The 16964-nt window shown below is 53.6% G+C and carries 19 protein-coding genes; all 19 read right to left on the bottom strand.

Annotated elements, in window-relative coordinates; all coding sequences use genetic code 11:
• Positions 1-3 precede the first annotated feature (3 nt).
• From ACUH78_RS12460 to ACUH78_RS12370, 19 genes are read right to left on the bottom strand one after another with little or no spacing between them, the layout of a single operon-like run.
• Complete coding sequence (locus ACUH78_RS12460; RefSeq protein WP_445333592.1) at positions 4-2913, bottom strand: conjugal transfer protein TraG N-terminal domain-containing protein; 2910 nt, start codon at positions 2911-2913, stop codon at positions 4-6.
• Positions 2914-2922: 9 nt separating this feature from the next.
• Positions 2923-4347, bottom strand: coding sequence for a conjugal transfer protein TraH (locus ACUH78_RS12455; RefSeq protein ID WP_445333591.1), 1425 nt, complete (start codon positions 4345-4347; stop codon positions 2923-2925).
• A gap of 2 nt (positions 4348-4349) precedes the next feature.
• Positions 4350-5297, bottom strand: a complete 948-nt coding sequence (locus tag ACUH78_RS12450; protein WP_334108830.1) for a thioredoxin family protein — start codon at positions 5295-5297, stop codon at positions 4350-4352.
• Positions 5275-5841, bottom strand: coding sequence for a S26 family signal peptidase (locus ACUH78_RS12445; RefSeq protein ID WP_334108829.1), 567 nt, complete (start codon positions 5839-5841; stop codon positions 5275-5277). The genes ACUH78_RS12450 and ACUH78_RS12445 overlap by 23 nt, the downstream gene beginning before the upstream one ends.
• Positions 5816-6205 carry a hypothetical protein gene (locus tag ACUH78_RS12440; RefSeq protein WP_011254821.1) on the bottom strand — a complete coding sequence of 130 codons (390 nt, stop codon included), beginning with the start codon at positions 6203-6205 and terminating at the stop codon, positions 5816-5818. The genes ACUH78_RS12445 and ACUH78_RS12440 overlap by 26 nt, the downstream gene beginning before the upstream one ends.
• Positions 6202-6420, bottom strand: coding sequence for a hypothetical protein (locus ACUH78_RS12435; RefSeq protein WP_334108828.1), 219 nt, complete (start codon positions 6418-6420; stop codon positions 6202-6204). Before ACUH78_RS12435 ends, ACUH78_RS12440 begins: the two co-directional genes overlap by 4 nt.
• Before the next feature lie 2 nt (positions 6421-6422).
• Positions 6423-8870: a type IV secretion system protein TraC gene (traC, locus tag ACUH78_RS12430; protein ID WP_334108827.1), complete on the bottom strand. Its 2448-nt coding sequence runs from the start codon at positions 8868-8870 to the stop codon at positions 6423-6425.
• A 14-nt stretch (positions 8871-8884) separates the two neighbouring features.
• Positions 8885-9199: a TraA family conjugative transfer protein gene (traA, locus tag ACUH78_RS12425; RefSeq protein WP_334108826.1), complete on the bottom strand. Its 315-nt coding sequence runs from the start codon at positions 9197-9199 to the stop codon at positions 8885-8887.
• 16 nt (positions 9200-9215) lie between these two features.
• A complete protein-coding gene (traV, locus tag ACUH78_RS12420; protein WP_334108825.1) occupies positions 9216-9872 on the bottom strand; it encodes a type IV conjugative transfer system lipoprotein TraV in 657 nt (218 codons plus the stop codon).
• Positions 9872-10369: a hypothetical protein gene (locus ACUH78_RS12415; protein ID WP_011254816.1), complete on the bottom strand. Its 498-nt coding sequence runs from the start codon at positions 10367-10369 to the stop codon at positions 9872-9874. The genes traV and ACUH78_RS12415 overlap by 1 nt, the downstream gene beginning before the upstream one ends.
• Positions 10369-11631 carry a TraB/VirB10 family protein gene (locus tag ACUH78_RS12410; protein WP_048704596.1) on the bottom strand — a complete coding sequence of 421 codons (1263 nt, stop codon included), beginning with the start codon at positions 11629-11631 and terminating at the stop codon, positions 10369-10371. Before ACUH78_RS12410 ends, ACUH78_RS12415 begins: the two co-directional genes overlap by 1 nt.
• On the bottom strand, positions 11628-12512 hold the full coding sequence (locus tag ACUH78_RS12405) for a type-F conjugative transfer system secretin TraK (protein ID WP_011254814.1): 885 nt from the start codon (positions 12510-12512) through the stop codon (positions 11628-11630). Before ACUH78_RS12405 ends, ACUH78_RS12410 begins: the two co-directional genes overlap by 4 nt.
• Entirely contained in the window at positions 12509-13129 is a 621-nt protein-coding gene (locus ACUH78_RS12400; RefSeq protein WP_334108824.1) for a TraE/TraK family type IV conjugative transfer system protein, read from the bottom strand. Before ACUH78_RS12400 ends, ACUH78_RS12405 begins: the two co-directional genes overlap by 4 nt.
• Complete coding sequence (gene traL, locus ACUH78_RS12395) at positions 13126-13416, bottom strand: type IV conjugative transfer system protein TraL (RefSeq protein WP_048704588.1); 291 nt, start codon at positions 13414-13416, stop codon at positions 13126-13128. Before traL ends, ACUH78_RS12400 begins: the two co-directional genes overlap by 4 nt.
• Positions 13416-14021, bottom strand: a complete 606-nt coding sequence (locus tag ACUH78_RS12390; protein ID WP_334108823.1) for an OmpA family protein — start codon at positions 14019-14021, stop codon at positions 13416-13418. Before ACUH78_RS12390 ends, traL begins: the two co-directional genes overlap by 1 nt.
• Positions 14018-14656: a thiol:disulfide interchange protein DsbA/DsbL gene (locus tag ACUH78_RS12385; protein ID WP_334108822.1), complete on the bottom strand. Its 639-nt coding sequence runs from the start codon at positions 14654-14656 to the stop codon at positions 14018-14020. Before ACUH78_RS12385 ends, ACUH78_RS12390 begins: the two co-directional genes overlap by 4 nt.
• Entirely contained in the window at positions 14631-16073 is a 1443-nt protein-coding gene (locus ACUH78_RS12380) for a GspE/PulE family protein (RefSeq protein WP_334108821.1), read from the bottom strand. Before ACUH78_RS12380 ends, ACUH78_RS12385 begins: the two co-directional genes overlap by 26 nt.
• On the bottom strand, positions 16070-16459 hold the full coding sequence (locus ACUH78_RS12375; RefSeq protein WP_445333590.1) for a hypothetical protein: 390 nt from the start codon (positions 16457-16459) through the stop codon (positions 16070-16072). Before ACUH78_RS12375 ends, ACUH78_RS12380 begins: the two co-directional genes overlap by 4 nt.
• Positions 16459-16890 carry a lytic transglycosylase domain-containing protein gene (locus ACUH78_RS12370; protein ID WP_442919913.1) on the bottom strand — a complete coding sequence of 144 codons (432 nt, stop codon included), beginning with the start codon at positions 16888-16890 and terminating at the stop codon, positions 16459-16461. Before ACUH78_RS12370 ends, ACUH78_RS12375 begins: the two co-directional genes overlap by 1 nt.
• Between the last annotated feature and the right edge of the window lie 74 nt (positions 16891-16964).

Raw genomic sequence — 16964 nt, 5'->3', positions numbered from 1 at the left:
TTTTTATCTCCCGCCCCCAGAGGTTGAGGTATCGGTATTCACTTTGGTGTTTGTGCCGATCCCGAAGAAATCGTTAACCGCATTTGCAAAAGGAGCGCCAATATTTTCATTGTATTGCCTAGCGACAAAATTAACTGCATCACCAGCTGCGTCAACCGCTTTCCCTGCTGTATTAATTGTTTCATCAACAACATAAGCTCCTGCACCAAATACACCCTGAGTTGCGTTGACGTCCGCGCCGCGCATAAATCGCTCCCCGTCATCGGAGGAGAATGTTCTAACTCCCCCAGGATTTGCCGGAGAACTGTTGGAAGGCCGAGAAGGAATAGGGTCAATAGGAGCGTCGCGCTCACCTGCCGCCTCACGTGCGAAGTTGGGATTAACTTGGGGAGCAGCGGGACCTGCAGGGGCAGCTCCATGCCGTGCCTTGAGCTCTTCTACTGTCTTCCCTTCAAGAGTTGTAACCGGACTGCCGACACCCTTGTTGCTGCCAAGCTCAGGCGTATCGAGACCTTGGCTCCCCGTGATCTGTTGTCCTACGCTCATAACGTTGTCGTACTGGCCGGATGAAAGCATCGCACCCATAACCCAGCCAAGTTGAGCATCGAATGCTTGGACGCCGAGACCTTTCTCATGGCTTTCGATCTTGTTGTAGGCCTCACGGTATCGATCGGACGCCTCTCCTGTACCGTTATAAAGCGATGCATGCATACCCATCACTGTTTCGTACATTCCGGCCGCCATCAAGTTCCTATTAAGTTCGCCCGCATTGCCAGAATAAGTTCCGGCAATACCCGATGCGACCTGCGTTGCTTCCTCGTAGGCGCTAACGGTTGAGGCCTGACGGGACACACTCTCACGAACTCCGGCAGCCTCATCCTCAGAGAAACCAGCTTTCTTCGTCAAAGAGTCCGTGCCTTGCAAAGAGCTGTACTGCTGCTTGCTGTACTCATTCCGTATCTGGTTCGCCCACTCTTTGCCTTCACTTGTGGAGGTTAGCCATTCTTTAGCTTCTTGGCTGACCCCGGAGTAGTTTCCGGCAAGAACGCCACTAATACCATTTCCCATCATGGCGGCAGACATGCTGGCTTTGACTTGAGCGCCAAGCTCACTACGTACTGCGTCAGAAACCTTGTTTCCGAACGAGTCGTTTTGAACCATCTTGTCCGCAAACGAAACCCCTTGCGCCCAAGTTTGACCAACCTGAGATACATCTGATCTAGCGGTTTGTACGGCGCGATCCCATCCGCTGCTAAAGCGACCGCCTTTCGACCAGTCTTGCGTAACTTCAGAACCCACCCTAAGGGCTTCTTGTTCCTTGTCAGCGACGGACTGAGAGAGGCCATCTTGGAGGTTGTACTTGACGCGTGCGGCGCCTGTCATTTGTCCGCCGGCTCCAAGCGAATAATCCCGTACTGCCGCGTTGCTACTAACCGCACCCACATTCGATAGGCTGGGGGCGGCCATCTTCTCGTCTGAATAATCCTTGCCACTCCAGCGCTCACCAAGTTTGGCTAAGGCGAAATACGAGCCTGTCATGGCAGCCAGGGTGATCAACGGTACTGCCGCAAGCAAATCGGAAGCCACCGCGATCTTATCCATCGTCTCGGAAAAGAAGAGCGGCACCGCTTCGATGGGGAGGGCCGCGTTAGCGGGAGCTGGAACTGGAAGAAACATTTTCTTCAGGTTAGCCATGCTTTCCGTCCAGGTGTACACGATGAAGTAATTCACCATGTAGGCCGCAGGCAGCCAACTCTGCGTCCAGGCACCGAAGAGGATGTACTTACCCAAGAGAGGAAGGGCATTGGCACCGGACATCAGTGCCACGATGATTACTAGCGGTGCCAACCCAATAAAGATCGCCAGCAAGAACCCCATGGATGTGATCACTGTACGAGTGAAACCCGCGCCCGAAGCCGCTGAGTCAACCGTGAACGCTTGCTGTTGGCCCGATAGCACCTGGGTGCACTGGAAGTAAGCAGTCGGATCGCTAGAGTTGTTGCCACACTTGAAAACATCATTTGTCGTTTGGTGCATCATGATGTTCGCGCTCGTCCGCTGGGCGCTAAGGCCAGCAAGAGTGGAGTTCGTGGCGTAGAAATTCGACAGATCAGTCCACGTTTTATCGGTCGACGTAGAGTTCCTTCCGGTAGCGTCACGCATAGCGCGGTTCAAAGCCGGATTCGTTTCATTGAAATACGCGATGAAATCAGATTGGATCTGAGGGCCTGCGTCAGCGCAACTCATGACAGTCGGACTAACCGCATTGGCTGCGTAATAATTCGTGTGCCGATGTGCAGTCAAATTAGCGGCGTTAGTCAAAGCGCCATAAACACCGTCGGTACTTGATAACAGTTGCTGCGGCGATGAGGCTCCAATCATGCAGTTCCGGACAAAGCCCCCCCAGTTCTGCGTCATGTGGGGACTGTAGGATGCGGCCTGACGAACGGAAAGCATCAGCTTGAGCGGATTGACAAAGCCATCCGTCGTCAGCTCCGTAGCATTGGCGTCAGCTGCTTGAAAAGCGGTCTGCGAAAGACGGCCGAGATCCATTGCTACAGTTGTGATGATCGAAGCGGGTACCGCTACCATTAGAGGTACATTATCAACAGCTCGCGAGCTACCAGAGTAGATGTCCTCGATCACAACTGTTGCCTTCGTGTAACCCCCAACCATCCAAACGATGAACAAAACGAGCAGCATCGTTGGGTTGTTGCCAGACTTCCATTGACTCATCAGGCCATTCATTAGAACAGCAATCAAAGCAAACAGAAAAGCCAGGTAGATGAGGGTGCCACCGAAGTCGGAAGCATCGCCCCTGAATGCACTAGACCCGAAGATCATTGCAATGGCGTTGAACAGCCCGGCAAAAAAGCCAGCGTCACCTAGTGTGTAAACCATCCATGAAGACATGGCTATTCCTCAACGCGGGGTCGTGAACGTCAGAATCGACGGGTCGCGCCTGGAGATCGTTCTGACGTATTCGTCAAGCGCAACAAATTCCTGAGCGTTCGCCTTCCGGTTAGTGACGATTCTCGAGTACTGATTGCCAAGCTCTCTCACTCGATCATGGATCTCGGGCGGAATGGTCGTTGATCCTTTCGTTGAAAGAACCTGCCTCGCTGCACGCAAAACCGCTTCCGATAGAACGATGTGCAGCTCCTCAGCAATCAAAGGGGCCGCTTGTGCGGCAACAGCCGAGGCTGCTCCTTCTTGACTCTGAACCTCGAGCATCATGGAGATGAAAGGAACAGAGGTCGCATTGACGAATTTCTGTTGTGTCGGAGACAGTGTGCAATCAACCGCGCACGCAGGGCTCATCTTTCCAACGATCGAATCAGCCGTGGTACTGGTTCCATCAATTGACCCAAAAAGCATACGATTGGTATAGCCAACCGTCCCCTCCCAGTCCCAAGCGACTTCATCCATCGAACGGCAGCCGCCGCGGGCCGGCGCCGAACTGCACGAGTACTTGATCTTCTGGGCACCGCTTGACCTTCCTGTCTTGAGGTCATGAAGATCAATTTTCCCTGGCCTTTGCGCCATGCGAGGAGTCTCCGATGCACTCGGAGCCGACTCAGGGTCGTAGATTGCGGTCCCCGTCATCGTCATCACAAGCTCTGCCGCGTATTTCGTTGAAAGGCCGGCGAAGTATCCTCCCCCGAGAAGTTCACCAACCCTGTTGTCGGCCATCAAATCCCAAACAACGTTGCCGCAGAACTCGATCGAGCCGGCCTCGCAAGCCTGCTTAATCTTTGCCTTAGGGGATGCTTTCACTGCTTCTTGAGACTCGAACAGATCGCCAACACCCCCCGCAATCGCTTCAAAAAAAGCAGCTCCACTTTCGGCGCTCGTGGACGCACGTTCAACGCTATTGAACACGGTGTCTACGGACTGCTTTGCGATCGCACACGTATTAGAGCTAAGTTGGTTAAGAGATTGAAGCTTCGACTGAATTGTGCTGACGAGGCTTTGAAGCTTCGGATCAATCGCAGCGAGCGCGCGCATGAAAATGAGCCCGAGCGCATTTTGTGCGATTGACCGAAATACCGCGATAAGCTGATCGGAGTCGATGAACGAGAAGCTTCCAGCAAATAGGTCGATTCCCCCACAGCCGGCAGACATTCGGGGCGGATCGAAGGACACGATGTTAACGTTCCGAATAGGACTTCTCATGGCAACGTTGCCTCCGACGAAGCCGCGTCGCGTTTGTGATTGATAAGCTACCGGATCTGTTACGTTGATGAGCATTCCATCGAGTGCTCCACCCAGACTCGCGTGCGTCGGAGTCATCATGGTGTAAAGACTCAAGCCGACAGCAAGGGCGGCGATTTGAATCTTTGGCATTTTTAGTATCTCCCTTGTAGTCGTTCTTTCAACAAGTTAACCCATTCGGCTGGATCATCAGACGCACCATCAACCATGTCTTCAAATCGTGCGACGCCCCGCATGGCAGGATTGACCGCTGCGATCATTTCATCTGATATCAGCTTCTCAGACTCAGCCACAACTAGAAGGCGATCAACGAGCCCACTTGCGGACATGGCGCCTTGAGCAACGACGTAAAAATTGTTCGGCGGGACAGCATAAACAACGGTCGGTGTGAGTTTTAGGTTGAGTGACTGAAACTGCCCTGCGTCTGGTATCCAGTTATCCATACCTGGAAGGGGCTTGCCATCAACAGATACAAACCGAGTTTCAAAACCATACCTTTCTTTAAGCATGCCAATGACAGGAAACTGCTTCTCGCAATGAGAGCAGGACGAGTCGAAGAACATGAAGATGCCACCCTTTGATGCAAGGTGCTTCGTTACTTCGTCTTTTTGTTCCTTGTTCGTAGCAAGTACTGTTTGCCTGATGAACGTATCAAGGGGCATCCGGTTATTTTCATCGAGAATGGGGTCAGTCTTGACGACGAGTTGTTGAAGATGTGCAAAATTCTGCGCCTTGTCGAGCGCGATTCTTTGGGCGTACAGATACGCTTCCATGTCTTCACGCTTTCCTGAATCCATCGCTTTCTCAAGAAGAACCGGCAAGTTATCTCTGAGCCACGCTGTAGAGAAAGGCTGAGTCCCCGTATTAGCTGCTGTTTCAGTGGCTGGAGAGGCCGAAGCTGGAGGTTCGGGTTCTTTTTCCAATTGAACGGGTTCAGCCGGAGGGGGAGGGGTCTCATACCAGAAATAGCCTTCTCCTCCCCGCTTGAAGAAGCTTTGAGCGTGAACGCTCGAGGTTGCGGCTACGATCGCTAAAGAAACAAGAATCGCCCGTACAGGCTTACCAGATCGGATAAACGACACCGACGACCTCGTCAACATTGATTGGACCCCAATATCTCGCATCGAAACTTCTCGGCTCAGTACCCATCATTGCAAGCTGTCCATCGACCAATACTTGGGTCCGGTCATAGCTACCTGGCGCGCGATTTAGCTTTTCCAGCAGATCGAGATCACCGAATTTACGCCCAGCTACGGTGACTTCATCGTTTTCTACCTTGATGATGTCGCCTGCGACACCTGCGAGATATTTAACAACAAGTATCGAGCCGTTTCCATCAAGTAGGCGTTGATTCAATTGATCAGTTAGCCTTCCGTATGGAAGGAACGCGAGTAGCTGACCCCGCTCGAAATCAATGTTCTCTGGACGGGTCATTTTGACGACAACGAGTTTGTAAGGGATGCAGCTGAGATCACCAACCAGAAGAAGAAGGCGATACTTTCCAGAGACGTGTGACGTCGCTGCAAAAAGCAAAGCGAGGAGTACCGACGCAAGGAAAACCACCCTTATAAAAAGAGTGGCCTTTTCCGGGCGAGTAGTCTCATTCGAGATTGAGGCCGAGTTCATCTGCGACGAGCTGTGTGATTTCCAACTGGGGTGCGTAACCAAGAACTGCCGTCCGGTGTACGACGACGTAGCCTGCATCGACGTATCGCTGCGTTGCGGTCTTCAATTGGTCAGCAAACCTAATGGCCGCGTCCCTTGCTGCACTCTCGTCGAGGCCCTTTCCTCGAAGGTCGTTCATGGAAGCAGTAACAAGTTTTCCAGAGTCGATGACAACGAAGGGAACACTGCTCTGCTGAGGTGCAAGGTAAGGGCTCGCTACAAACAAAGTGCCAGCGGTCAGGACAGCAGACAGTACTGCTGCCATGATGACTGGGCCAACGTTGGAACCGTCAGCTGTCTTTAAGGAAGCAGTACTGTCGCTCATTTCGATGCCTCGGCCGCGACTTCTACGCCAGCGGGACGCTCAATCGGGCGACGCGCACGACCGAAAAAGAACATGCTCCCGGAACCGAAGCAGACGCCGGATATGAGAACCAGTGGATCAAAATTGCTGAAGAACGGAATCAGAAGGATCGCACCACAATAAAGAGCAAAGACCAGGATCAAGTCTTTCTGGGTCAGGGTTTTCTGTTTGGACATTTTCAGTTTCCTTTTTCGAGACGTTTCTGCGTGTAGAAATCAATTACTTTTTCAGGGTCGGCTCCTTGTTCAATGGCTGCGATTGCTTCATCACGTTCCTCACCGTTACTTGCAAACAACGTGAACATGAATGGATCTGGCCTGAATCGAACAATCCCATAGTCTGAATCCGAGCGTTTGATCATCAATTCGGAATACTCACCAGGCACAACATGAAGAGACTTGACCTGATGAATCCCGAACGCATCCATAGAAAACTGTCCGGACGCAACGGCCGCATCGACGGATTCAGCACGCTGCTCGAGAACAATCTGCCATGCGCTATTGGCGTAAATCGCTCGGCCGTTCGGTGACTGGAAGAGATCGCCAACGTCCTGGGTGATGAAGATGACTGCCCCTGAATTTTTCCGCACTTTGCGATAAAGCGCTTCGATCGCTTTCGCCATCAGGGGGTCATCCATAAGCTCCCATGCTTCGTCCAGCACGAGAATCTTACGACCCGGGGTCGTGTACATCTCGGTCGCGATGCGGTTCATCAGTTGCAGGAGAACGACCTTTTGAAGAATCGGACGTGACTTGAGATGCAGGAGATCAAGAACGGTAAAGCGATTACTGACATCGATTGTGGCCTCACCCTCGAACCAACGCCCGTAGCTGCCGCTAACGGTGAATGGGTAAAGCTGCTGACCAAGGTCACGAACGCGCGGATCAGGCTGTTGCATGCACCATTGAGCGACAGCGGTCACGGTCGAGTTATGGGCATATCGGTCCCACGTGGCCTTGATCCCTTCTTCGAGAGCCGCCATTTGATAGTCATCAAGACCGTCCTCTGGTGCAGCCATCTTGGCGATCGTGGCCTTGATGATGTCGATGTCTTCATCAATCTCGCTGACGAAGGTAAAAGGGTTCAAGATGATCTGCGACTCTTCGGAGAATTCGATGTAATCCCCCTTGAGGGCACGGTTGAGCTTAAAAAATGACTTGCCAACGTCAATGACCCACACCTTGCAGCCTTCAGCAAGGTTATCGACGATCAGAAGCTGTGCCAGGAAGGATTTACCCCCGCCGGTGCCAGCAAAAACGACTACGTTGTATCCAGTATTCGAGTCCCAAACCGAGAATGCGGACACCTGACCACGCCTCGTTACAAAGAGACTCGTAGCGTTCGCGCCGCTGCCTTTGTAGTCAGCGAACAGCGGGACCAGCGGTGCAGCCTGTCGCGCACTCATGGTGTTGGTGCGGAAGGTCCGGGTCATGGCATCAGCCGACGCGTTCATCGGCAGGGCGTTGTGCCAGAGGAAATCCAAAATGCGCTTGTCTTCGCGCATGTCGAAGCTAAGCGTGGAAAGGTAGGAGTTCAACGAAGCGGTTTGACGTGCCAGTCGATCCCTGTTCTTCGAGAAGATCATCAGGCTAAGGTTGACCTCGAGAGCCATCCCTCCTTGACCGTCAATTTCATGAATGAAGGTCTCGATGCCTTCCTTCTTGTAACCGAGGATGGGGAACCAGTTTGCGGAGTTTCCAATGCATTGCTGGGTAATCCACATGTGACGCTGTCGAACCTCACCTTTCTTCTTGACCTGGTCGGGATAGTGGGCCGTGAATTGAAAGAAAAATGGCTCAGTGATTTGGTTTGCTCCGCCCATCTGATCACCGATCAGAAGATTGGCAACACCAAAAACAGTTCGTTTTGGAAACAGCTTCGGGCTCATTACACGCACAAAGAATTCTTGATCACTCCCTTGGTGAAAGAGGATCTCTTTTTCTTTGAACTCAATATCGTCGCCCGGATAGAAGGCTTGCTCTCGAATTGGTATAAGTTCGTCGTAGCTGAACTCAGGCTTCTCCCACATGTGGTAGAACTTCCGAATCAAGTGCAGATATCCATGTGGGTCAAGCATCCTGAACTGGAAGCCAATGGAGCTAAAGCCTTCCATCACACGTGTGACATCAGATCGGACCGACTGGCGTTCCTCAAGACCCGGAAACTGAGAACACGGAATTTTGACAGTGAAGATCAACCGGAAATCACGGTTGAGCACGCCATTTGTCTTGAATTGAGGCTTATGGACGGCATCCTGGAACATCTTGACGCGGGTGCGAACGAGCTTCTCCAGAAGACCCGAAGCCTGTTCTTTCCCATCGGTATAGGCGTCAAGATAGGGCTCAATATCGGGAGAGCCGAGAAGACCTACTTGTACGAAGGAGCCTGCCGGAAGCGGGCAAGCTAATGCAGCTTTGAATTTCTCAAAAACTGACCCCCCGCCCCCAAGGAGCGGGGTGGTCATGAACGTGGCTCCAAGATGTCTTTCGCCAGACGGCGAAACGCAGTAAAACAGGCCGGTTTCGTCGTCAAAACCCTCTGCGCCAAGATATTGCCAAGGAAGGCGCCTCTGATCCGCAACGGTACCGCGGACAGGGGTTTGCGAGGACTTCGTGAAGCCAAACATGGGCTAACTCCGTGTTAGAGGGTGGCGGTGAACATGGAGTCGAGGATGCCCGGGCCCATGGTGGCTGCCAGAGCAACGCCGACGGCCAGGACCAACCACATCAGCGAGTGCTTGACGATGGTCATAGCCAGGCCGGTCGCCAGAACCCCAAATGCGACGAGCAGACCGAACGTTCCTTCAGTCCAGTCACGAACCTGCTCGGATGCGACCTCGAACGTGGTGTCGGTAACGGCCATCGCGAAAATGGCGTACGCAGCGAGTGCGATCAGCAGGTAGGCTTGCTTTTCGAAACGGGCGAAGCCGGCGGACAGGTTTTGAGCGTATTGCATGTGAAACTCCTTATCGTTACTCGAGGGTTAAGGTGCTGAGGTCGGTCGAAGGCGCGTTACGTGACGCCTGCGGCCGGGTCGGGGGAGTGATCGTCTGCGATGCAGCAGACTGACCATTTTGCGCATCACCAGTTGGCGATCCCGAATGCGCAACACCGGTAGTTACACGGTGAGGAATTCTTGCATTACGCAAGGTGCCTTCCTCGTGCACTCCAAAAGTCCATTTTCTTTGCTCGATTTCTGTATATACATACCCTCCCGAGTGCAAATTGTCGTTCTTGTCAGTCCATGGGAATACCCGAATCCGCATTACTTGAGCGGGCATCCGCACCGGTGCAACGCCATCCGAATGGATTGCAAGTTCAGGCGGCATTGTCCCTACAGAGGAGCTTGTGGCCGTAGAAGAAATAACCGATGGAAGCCTTTCGCCTTCTTTCTGCTTGCGAATAACGGCGTCAACATCGATCTTGTTCTCGGTTGTGTGATTGGCAATGCGCTCCTCGAATTCATCAATGCTTCCGCTCGTGATCGCATAAACATCACCAGGAGATGCGCAAGCCCCAGGACCGATGCCAGGGCAGGACGAAGAGTCGCGGCCTGCAGTGTTAAGCGCGGAGGCGCAGCCGGTTAGTGCAATTACCGAAAGAGCAATAGCCAAGGCATGGGGTTTCATTATTGAATCCCCCCCGGAATCCGGCCTTCCGAGACAGCCAGAACTGCGCCCGTCCGCGCATCGACGAGTCGATAGGAAACCACCGTCTCGCCACCCAGATGGTGATAGGAGCCAAGTGCGATCACTCCAGCGTTTGCGGCTTCGGCGCGTCGTTTGACAACTGCATTAACCGGGTGGCCTGAAGTCCAACCGGAAGACTCGGTTTGCACGACCGGCACACCCGAATTGACAAGTGCGCCGGAGATGAGCGTCGCAAGGCTTTCGCCGTAATAGCTTGGGCGCAACTGTCCGTCATGCTTAACAGCCGGTGCAACAACGACAGTTGCTGGCATTGGCGTGTTCTTGAGGTAGAGTCGCCCGAGATTTGTACCAAGCTCGGAAACCGTGCTCGCCACCCACGGAGTTGGAGCTTCGATTTGAACTTGGGTCGCAGTAGTGCAAGCTCCGACAATGGAGGATGAAATTGCGATTGCGACCAAAATGGACTTCTTCATCATCACTTAACCTCCAGACCCTTCGTCAGCACGATCGTCGCGCGTCGGGCTGCATCAATTTCAACTACAGGGAACATCTCGCGAGCCATTTCCAGATAAAAGTTGGCAACCTGGTTTGCCGCGGAACTTGCACCGCTCATTGCTCCAGCTGTCAGTACGTCACCCATTTCAAAACGCTCGGCCTGACCGACGCTCGTTTGGGTATTGGCCCATTGATCCGGGGTACCCCATGGCTGAAGACCCTTCGCAATGCCGCCCAGGAATCCCGCAGTGAGTGATCGGGCGATCATCTGGCCTTGTTTGGATACCAGTTCGCCTTTGATACCTACGCGACCATCGTCACCGACGACATACCCTTCCATCGGACCTTCGATAACCGCACCGTCGTCCTTGATGCACGAGAAACCTTCGGTGCGCATAACGGCTCGTTCGCTCGAAAGGTCACCGAATCCGGAAATGATCACGAAGCACTCACGAACGTCATGAGTGAAGTGATTGGGGAGAATTGCATCGGTTTTCACACGAAGGACTGCCGGAACGGGATCTTTGCTCTTCGCGTTGGAGGTCGGAACGTCCATACCGTTGAGCAAGAAACCTTCGAACTGACTTCCCATTGGCAGGTAGGCAATCCGCTCCTTGTCGTCTTTTGACTTCTTTTCCTCTTTGGGGGTCGCTGCCCCTACTACACGCAGAGTTGGGGGCGGTGGTGCGAACACTGGCGCCGCACTGACTGAAGGTTGAGGAAGCGCTGCAGACGAGAAAGCATCTGCAGGGTTGTCGGCAGAAAGCGGTTTCCCATCCTCACCAACAACAGGCAGGCCATCAGGTCCCACGAGGCCTTGTGCCACTGCGCCGCCACCGGAAAACTTCAGCCTTTCGAGCTCGCGGCTCAACCGCTGGACCTCATCCACAAGGTCTACGGTCACACCGTTTGAACCCTGAGTGCCGCGCATCTCCTGAAGCTGACGGAACAGCAACTGGCGATCGGCCTCCATCTTCTTGACTCTGTTATCCATGCCCACGGTGCTCTTCTCGATACTTTCGAGCTTCGCAGCGAGGTCATCGACGCCAGTTTCCCGAGCAGTAGGGACACGGAAGTTCGCGGGCTTGTTTGCACCGATAGGTTGTCCAGCAATCTCTCGCGTCGGGCCTCGAGTTGATTGAACAACTGCGGCGAGCGCGATAACGCTGACAAAGATCCCGCCCACCATAATGCCCAGCCGAGCGTTCGATGGAAGCTCTTGCCATTTCTCTTTCAGACTCATCGCGCACCATTCTGGAAGGCGGTTTTATCCGAAATCACGTAGACGTAGGCGTGATCACCTTTACGAAGACGCGTACTCGGAAGGATGGCGACAGCACGAACGCCTCGTTCCCAAAATGCTGCTTCATCGAGTTCGATTTCTTCGTCACTAATCGATTCAACTCGGTAACGCCATTGATCCATGGTGGCGCTCGAGTACCGCATTTCCGGCCGGATCAATAAAGGGCCACGGCGACCCACAGCGCGAGGCAGGGCTGCTTCGGACATGCCGACGGGAACCTGATTGACGGCAGCCTGGCGCATCATCTGGATCAGCCGCTGCTGGTAGTTGTCGGGTTCATTGTTTTGATCTGGCTGTAGTCCAGGCTCCGGAACATCGAACTGAAGAATCGCTGTCTGTGACGGGATCGCCTGGGGAACCAGAATCAGTGAGATAACCGGATCGTTCGGACGAGATCCGGTCACAAAGAGTGACTGCGGGTCCGTGCTAGTGCTGGGCATCTGAATGTAGAGGCTCTGCCCGACAGCCTCCACGATCATCCCTTCGGGGATGATTCCAACGGCCTTAGGTGCGGCAAATGGAGTGCCGACTCGGTTGGCCTGAACCATTGAGACGTTGACGACTTCGTTCTGCCCAGGCGTTACGCGGATTGTCTGCGCTTTAAGCGCATTAACGTCGCCCGAGAGGCTCGAACCGAACCCCGGCATGGGCAAAGGCGCAGTTGCGCGGGGCTGTACATCAAGTCGCGGTTGCGGCGGAACTGTCCCTGCCACAAATGGAACTGCGGGCGGCTGGTCCGGAGTCGGCGGACGAATTGTCGTCTGTGCAAGAACCGATGAGGAAATCAGCGTTGCAACAGCAGTCAGTACGAGTCTTTTCATTTTCCAGCCTCCTCGCGGAAGTTCGGATGCTGTTGTCTCCATTTCTGGGTACGCATTTCTCGGCCGTCGTAAGTTTCAATGCTGGTAATCCATGGGCGGCCAGTTCTCATCTCGACGCCCAGCTCGTAAATCATTTCGGTATCTGTCTTTCGCCCTGCAGCATCTCGGTGAGTTGCAGTGCCACCAACGAAAACCTTCATGGTTTCGGGTTCGAAGAGAATTTCGTTCGGCTGGAATACAAGCGAGCTGCCCGTCCCTCTGAATTGAGGGTTTTCGGCAGTTGCTTTTAGTGTTCGACGAACGTCCGGGAAGATTCTTGAATCCACGAAGAGCTCGAGGTTCTGAGCGACGAAATCGATGTTGTTCGGGGTTACGTTCGCAGCCAGAGTCGTGAAGTACATCCCAAACGATTTAAGGTAGTCGGCTGACGCTGCCGACCAACCGAGCTGAACTTGTCGATCCAGGTACGGAGGAATGAGGATGATTCGTTCGCGTTGTTCCATCGCCCGGGTGACGGCTATGCCGCCGACTGCTACAGCGATCACCAATCCAACGGTAAGGACGATGACCATCGCTGTTGCAGCCTGCAGGCTACGAAAAAGCATCGGAACTTTCATAGCCAGAACCTCCGACGCATCCCGTCTGTGTACACTTTATTCATTCCGCCAAAACCCTTTGCATAGAAGACATGCATGATTGCGCCTTCGAGTTCCCCTTCCTTCCAGCGCCTCATTATTCGAATAGAGATAAGCATCACTGCAACGCCGAGAAATAGGCCGATCGTTGATCGCGAGAGAATGCCAACAGAGAACAGAGTAAACCCGACAATAAATTCGTCAAATTCCCATGCGTAAAACTGTTGTTGGGAATCGACATAACGGGGGATATCAACCTCGAGCGCCATTATTGCTTCCTCAATTCAATGAGAACTTGTCGATTCTTTTGGCGACCAGACTCGGTATCAGTTGGAGCAATTGGCGACCGTGCGCCCAAGGAAACAAGTTCCATCTGGGATTGCTTCATGCCTTTCAGCTTAAAGAGAGAGGCAACTGAGGCCGCGCGTTTGTAGGCAAGACGATCGTTGTACGAGTTGGTGCCGATCGGATCTGTACGCCCAATAAGACGAATCTTGGTGTCATCCCCAAACTGGAAGCTGGATATGACCTCGGGGTTCAACGGAACCGTAGAGTCAAAGGCAAAGAAAACGGTGGCTCCAGGAATGAGGTCATAGTCACCCGGGTTCGATCCAGTCCCGTCTGACTTGGCTGATGTCGAGGCGGTACGAAGTGGAGTGCGCTCCATTTCGACCCACTGAGTTTCACCTTTCTGAACGGGGCGCTTAATAAGAGTTGTTGCCGTGTCCTGGCCCACGCCGTAAGAGAACTGGCTAGGTTCGTATTCAGTAGCCTCGAACGGATACACGCTATGCCGGTCTTGTGCGATTACCGATGTCGCGCCGATGAACGCCGCGGCAGCCAACAGAATATTCAGAGGTACTTGGGGTTTCACAGCTTTCTGCCTTCGATCACAGCAGAAGTGATCCCGTTGAGCAGTTGAATAAAGATCCCTTCATGCCCATTGGCGTTGTCGGGAGTAACGAGGTACTGGCCTCCGATCGTGATCGACGGTGTTGCCTGAACCTGATTCCGGAAAAAGATGTGGGCAAGTGGCTCAAGGCTGTCCTTGGTGATCTTTGCCCACGCAGCAGCGTAGGCCGCATGAGGGATACCGGCGTCTCGAGCAACAACAGACCAGGTAGCGGGCTTGACTGGATCGAGCCCCCCGCTTTGCAACGCCTTGTAGGCCGCAGTTTCAAAAGCTCTCAACGATGCTGCGTCAAGAAGAGAAGCTGCAAGCCAAGCTCTCGCGGAAGCAATGACAGACATGTCAGGATAGATGACCGGAACAAACTCGAAGGTCATTGGACTAGGGACCGTCGCACCCCAACGATGGAGCATCTCGTGCGATGCACGACATGCAGGGCAACTGAACTGGAAGAAAGCAAGAATCTTGTTCTTGTCTTCCGGATTTGGGCCGATTCGACGAAACGGTTCAACAGGCGCTTCTTGAGCAAACAAGGTGGGCGCAGCAAGCGCAGCTGTAGCAGCCATAGAACCGTTAAACAGAAATTGGCGACGATTCAAAGTTCACCTCCTCAAGCTTATCGTCGTGACCGAGGGCCCGACGAATTTCTATTTCAGAGCAAACGCCCATTTCAATGAGTACTCGACCAATAGGGCGCAAAACACCGCTACGCTTGTACTCAGTCTGCCTGCTGATGGCCTGTTCAATTTCGGATGAAGTGGCAACACCAGATTCAATCAGGGCATAGCCCAGGCGTTTGTACTCAAGCTTCAATGCATCCGCCGACGAGGTGACGCGTCGAGCTTCATCCAGCGTCGTCAAGCCCCGAGTTGCTTTGGAAGCGGCTTCGAATGCGAGTAACTCGAACTGGGGCTGACGAGAAGCGGCTGCGACGATCTCTTCTGGGCTCCCTCCGCGAGAAATAACCCGCCGGACGGCCTCGTCGCCAACAATCATCTCGACAAGTGGGACGTTCCCTTTGTAGGAAAGGGCGTTTGGAACACGGGGAAACGATTCGCCCTCGAACGGCAATCCATGGATTCGCATCCATTCGAGCTCGATCTCATTCGCCGAGCCCCATGAAGGCTTGAGCTCCGGATCAATTCGACGAACTAGCCGTTGCGCAGTGATTCCGCGCAATGACGCAGCTAGCGTACCTGGATCGACGCCGAGCTCTATCAGTCGAGTGCATCCCATCGCTGCGTTGTTTGCGTGCATCGATGCAATGACGAGGTGGCCCGTATTCGCCGCTTCAACGGCTATACGCGCCGTCTCAGCGTCGCGAATCTCGCCGATCATGATCACATCCGGGTCCTGACGAAGAACTGCTCGCAGTGCGGCCGGGTAAGGCATGTGAATTGGATCGATGTTGATCTGGTTCAAGCCAGCAAGTCGATACTCAACCGGGTTCTCGATCGTGATGATGTTCAGGCTGTGCTCGTTGATCTCGTTGACCAGTGCGTACAGCGTCGTGGTTTTTCCAGACCCCGTTGGACCGGTCACGACAAATAGCCCGTGCGGTTCTTGGAGGATTACCCGCATCGCCTCGTCAACTGCGGGAGGGAGCGCGAGCTCCGTAAGATCCATAGATACGTTCGCCTGATCCAGGAGCCGGCAGACAACGCTTTGCCCGTCGACTGTCGGCACAATCGAAACGCGAATATCGATGACTTTTCCGTTTTCGGGGAAACGAAGACCCATGCGCCCATCGAGAGGGGTGTGGTGGTCAGACAGCGAAAGACGGGACCGACTACGCACTTTCTGGTCGAAGACCCCTGCGTAGTAAGACGAGTACTGCCCAATTTCCATTAGAGCGCCGCCAGGCGCGCGTCGCCTAACGCGAACACCTCTAGAGTCTTCCTGAAAATGAACGTCGGCAGATCGAGTTAGCGCAGCTTCGAGAAAAAGATCGTTCAGTACCTGTACTGCTTCGCGCTCATTCGGATTGTTTGAGATGAAATTGTCTGGCTCTTTCACGGCTGCTGCTCCGGTTCTTGTTTCTTCCGATCGTCTTGATTACTCGCGCCGAGGTCCGTCGCTGCAGAATCCTGAAGAAGTTCCAAGAGACGCTCCCTGAATTCATCTCGGCCATGCCACGTTGAACAGTCGAGGCGGTTGAAAAACTGGTTTGCGACAAAACCCTTGAAACCGTTCTCCGCTTGGATCGACCATCGAATCATGTCGAGCTTGGTATCGGAGCTAACTCTTGGCTCCAGCGTGTCGCGCAATACGTTCCCAATCCCTCTGATGACACTCCCAGATCTTTCGATACGTTCACACGAGTCCTGCGGGACGATTACCCATACAAACCATCCAACCGTTAGGACGAGGCCCGCACCACCAAGAAGACTTTTGATAATCATCAGGATGACCTGTACGCGACCCACACCTTACGGATGTAGATGTCACGCTTATCTCGAGATCGCGCGTTGTAGCTTCCGACGGCTTCCCATGTAGGCCCGTATCGCTGAATCTTTGTTGCCAACACCCACGCTCCCATTCGAACGTTGAAACACGGATCGAACAAATCCTGCCTAGTGATCTGCACCCCAAATCGCGATCTCAGGTCGTCGATGTGGATCGTTCGAACTTGCATCAGGCCCAGATCCTTACCGTCAGGTCCGATCGCCTGGGGATCAAAACCGCTCTCAACCTTTGCAATTGCCCACAACAGCCGGCTATCCACACCGAACTCGCGTCCCGCAGCATCAAAACAAAACGCATGTGCCGGCCCCGACAGGTAGAGCAGGAGCGATGCGAGAGTGAGAGCGGTTCGGCTAGGATTACTAAGCATTGCGGATTGCATTATCATGCGTTCAAACAAGATTATCAACCGACGCAGGGAGAATCACAAATGTTTCTACGAAG

The organism is Thauera sp. ZXT1-4 (assembly GCF_052598215.2).
The sequence above is the reverse complement of the archived record's forward strand: the minus strand, read 5'-3'. Positions and strand labels throughout refer to the sequence as shown.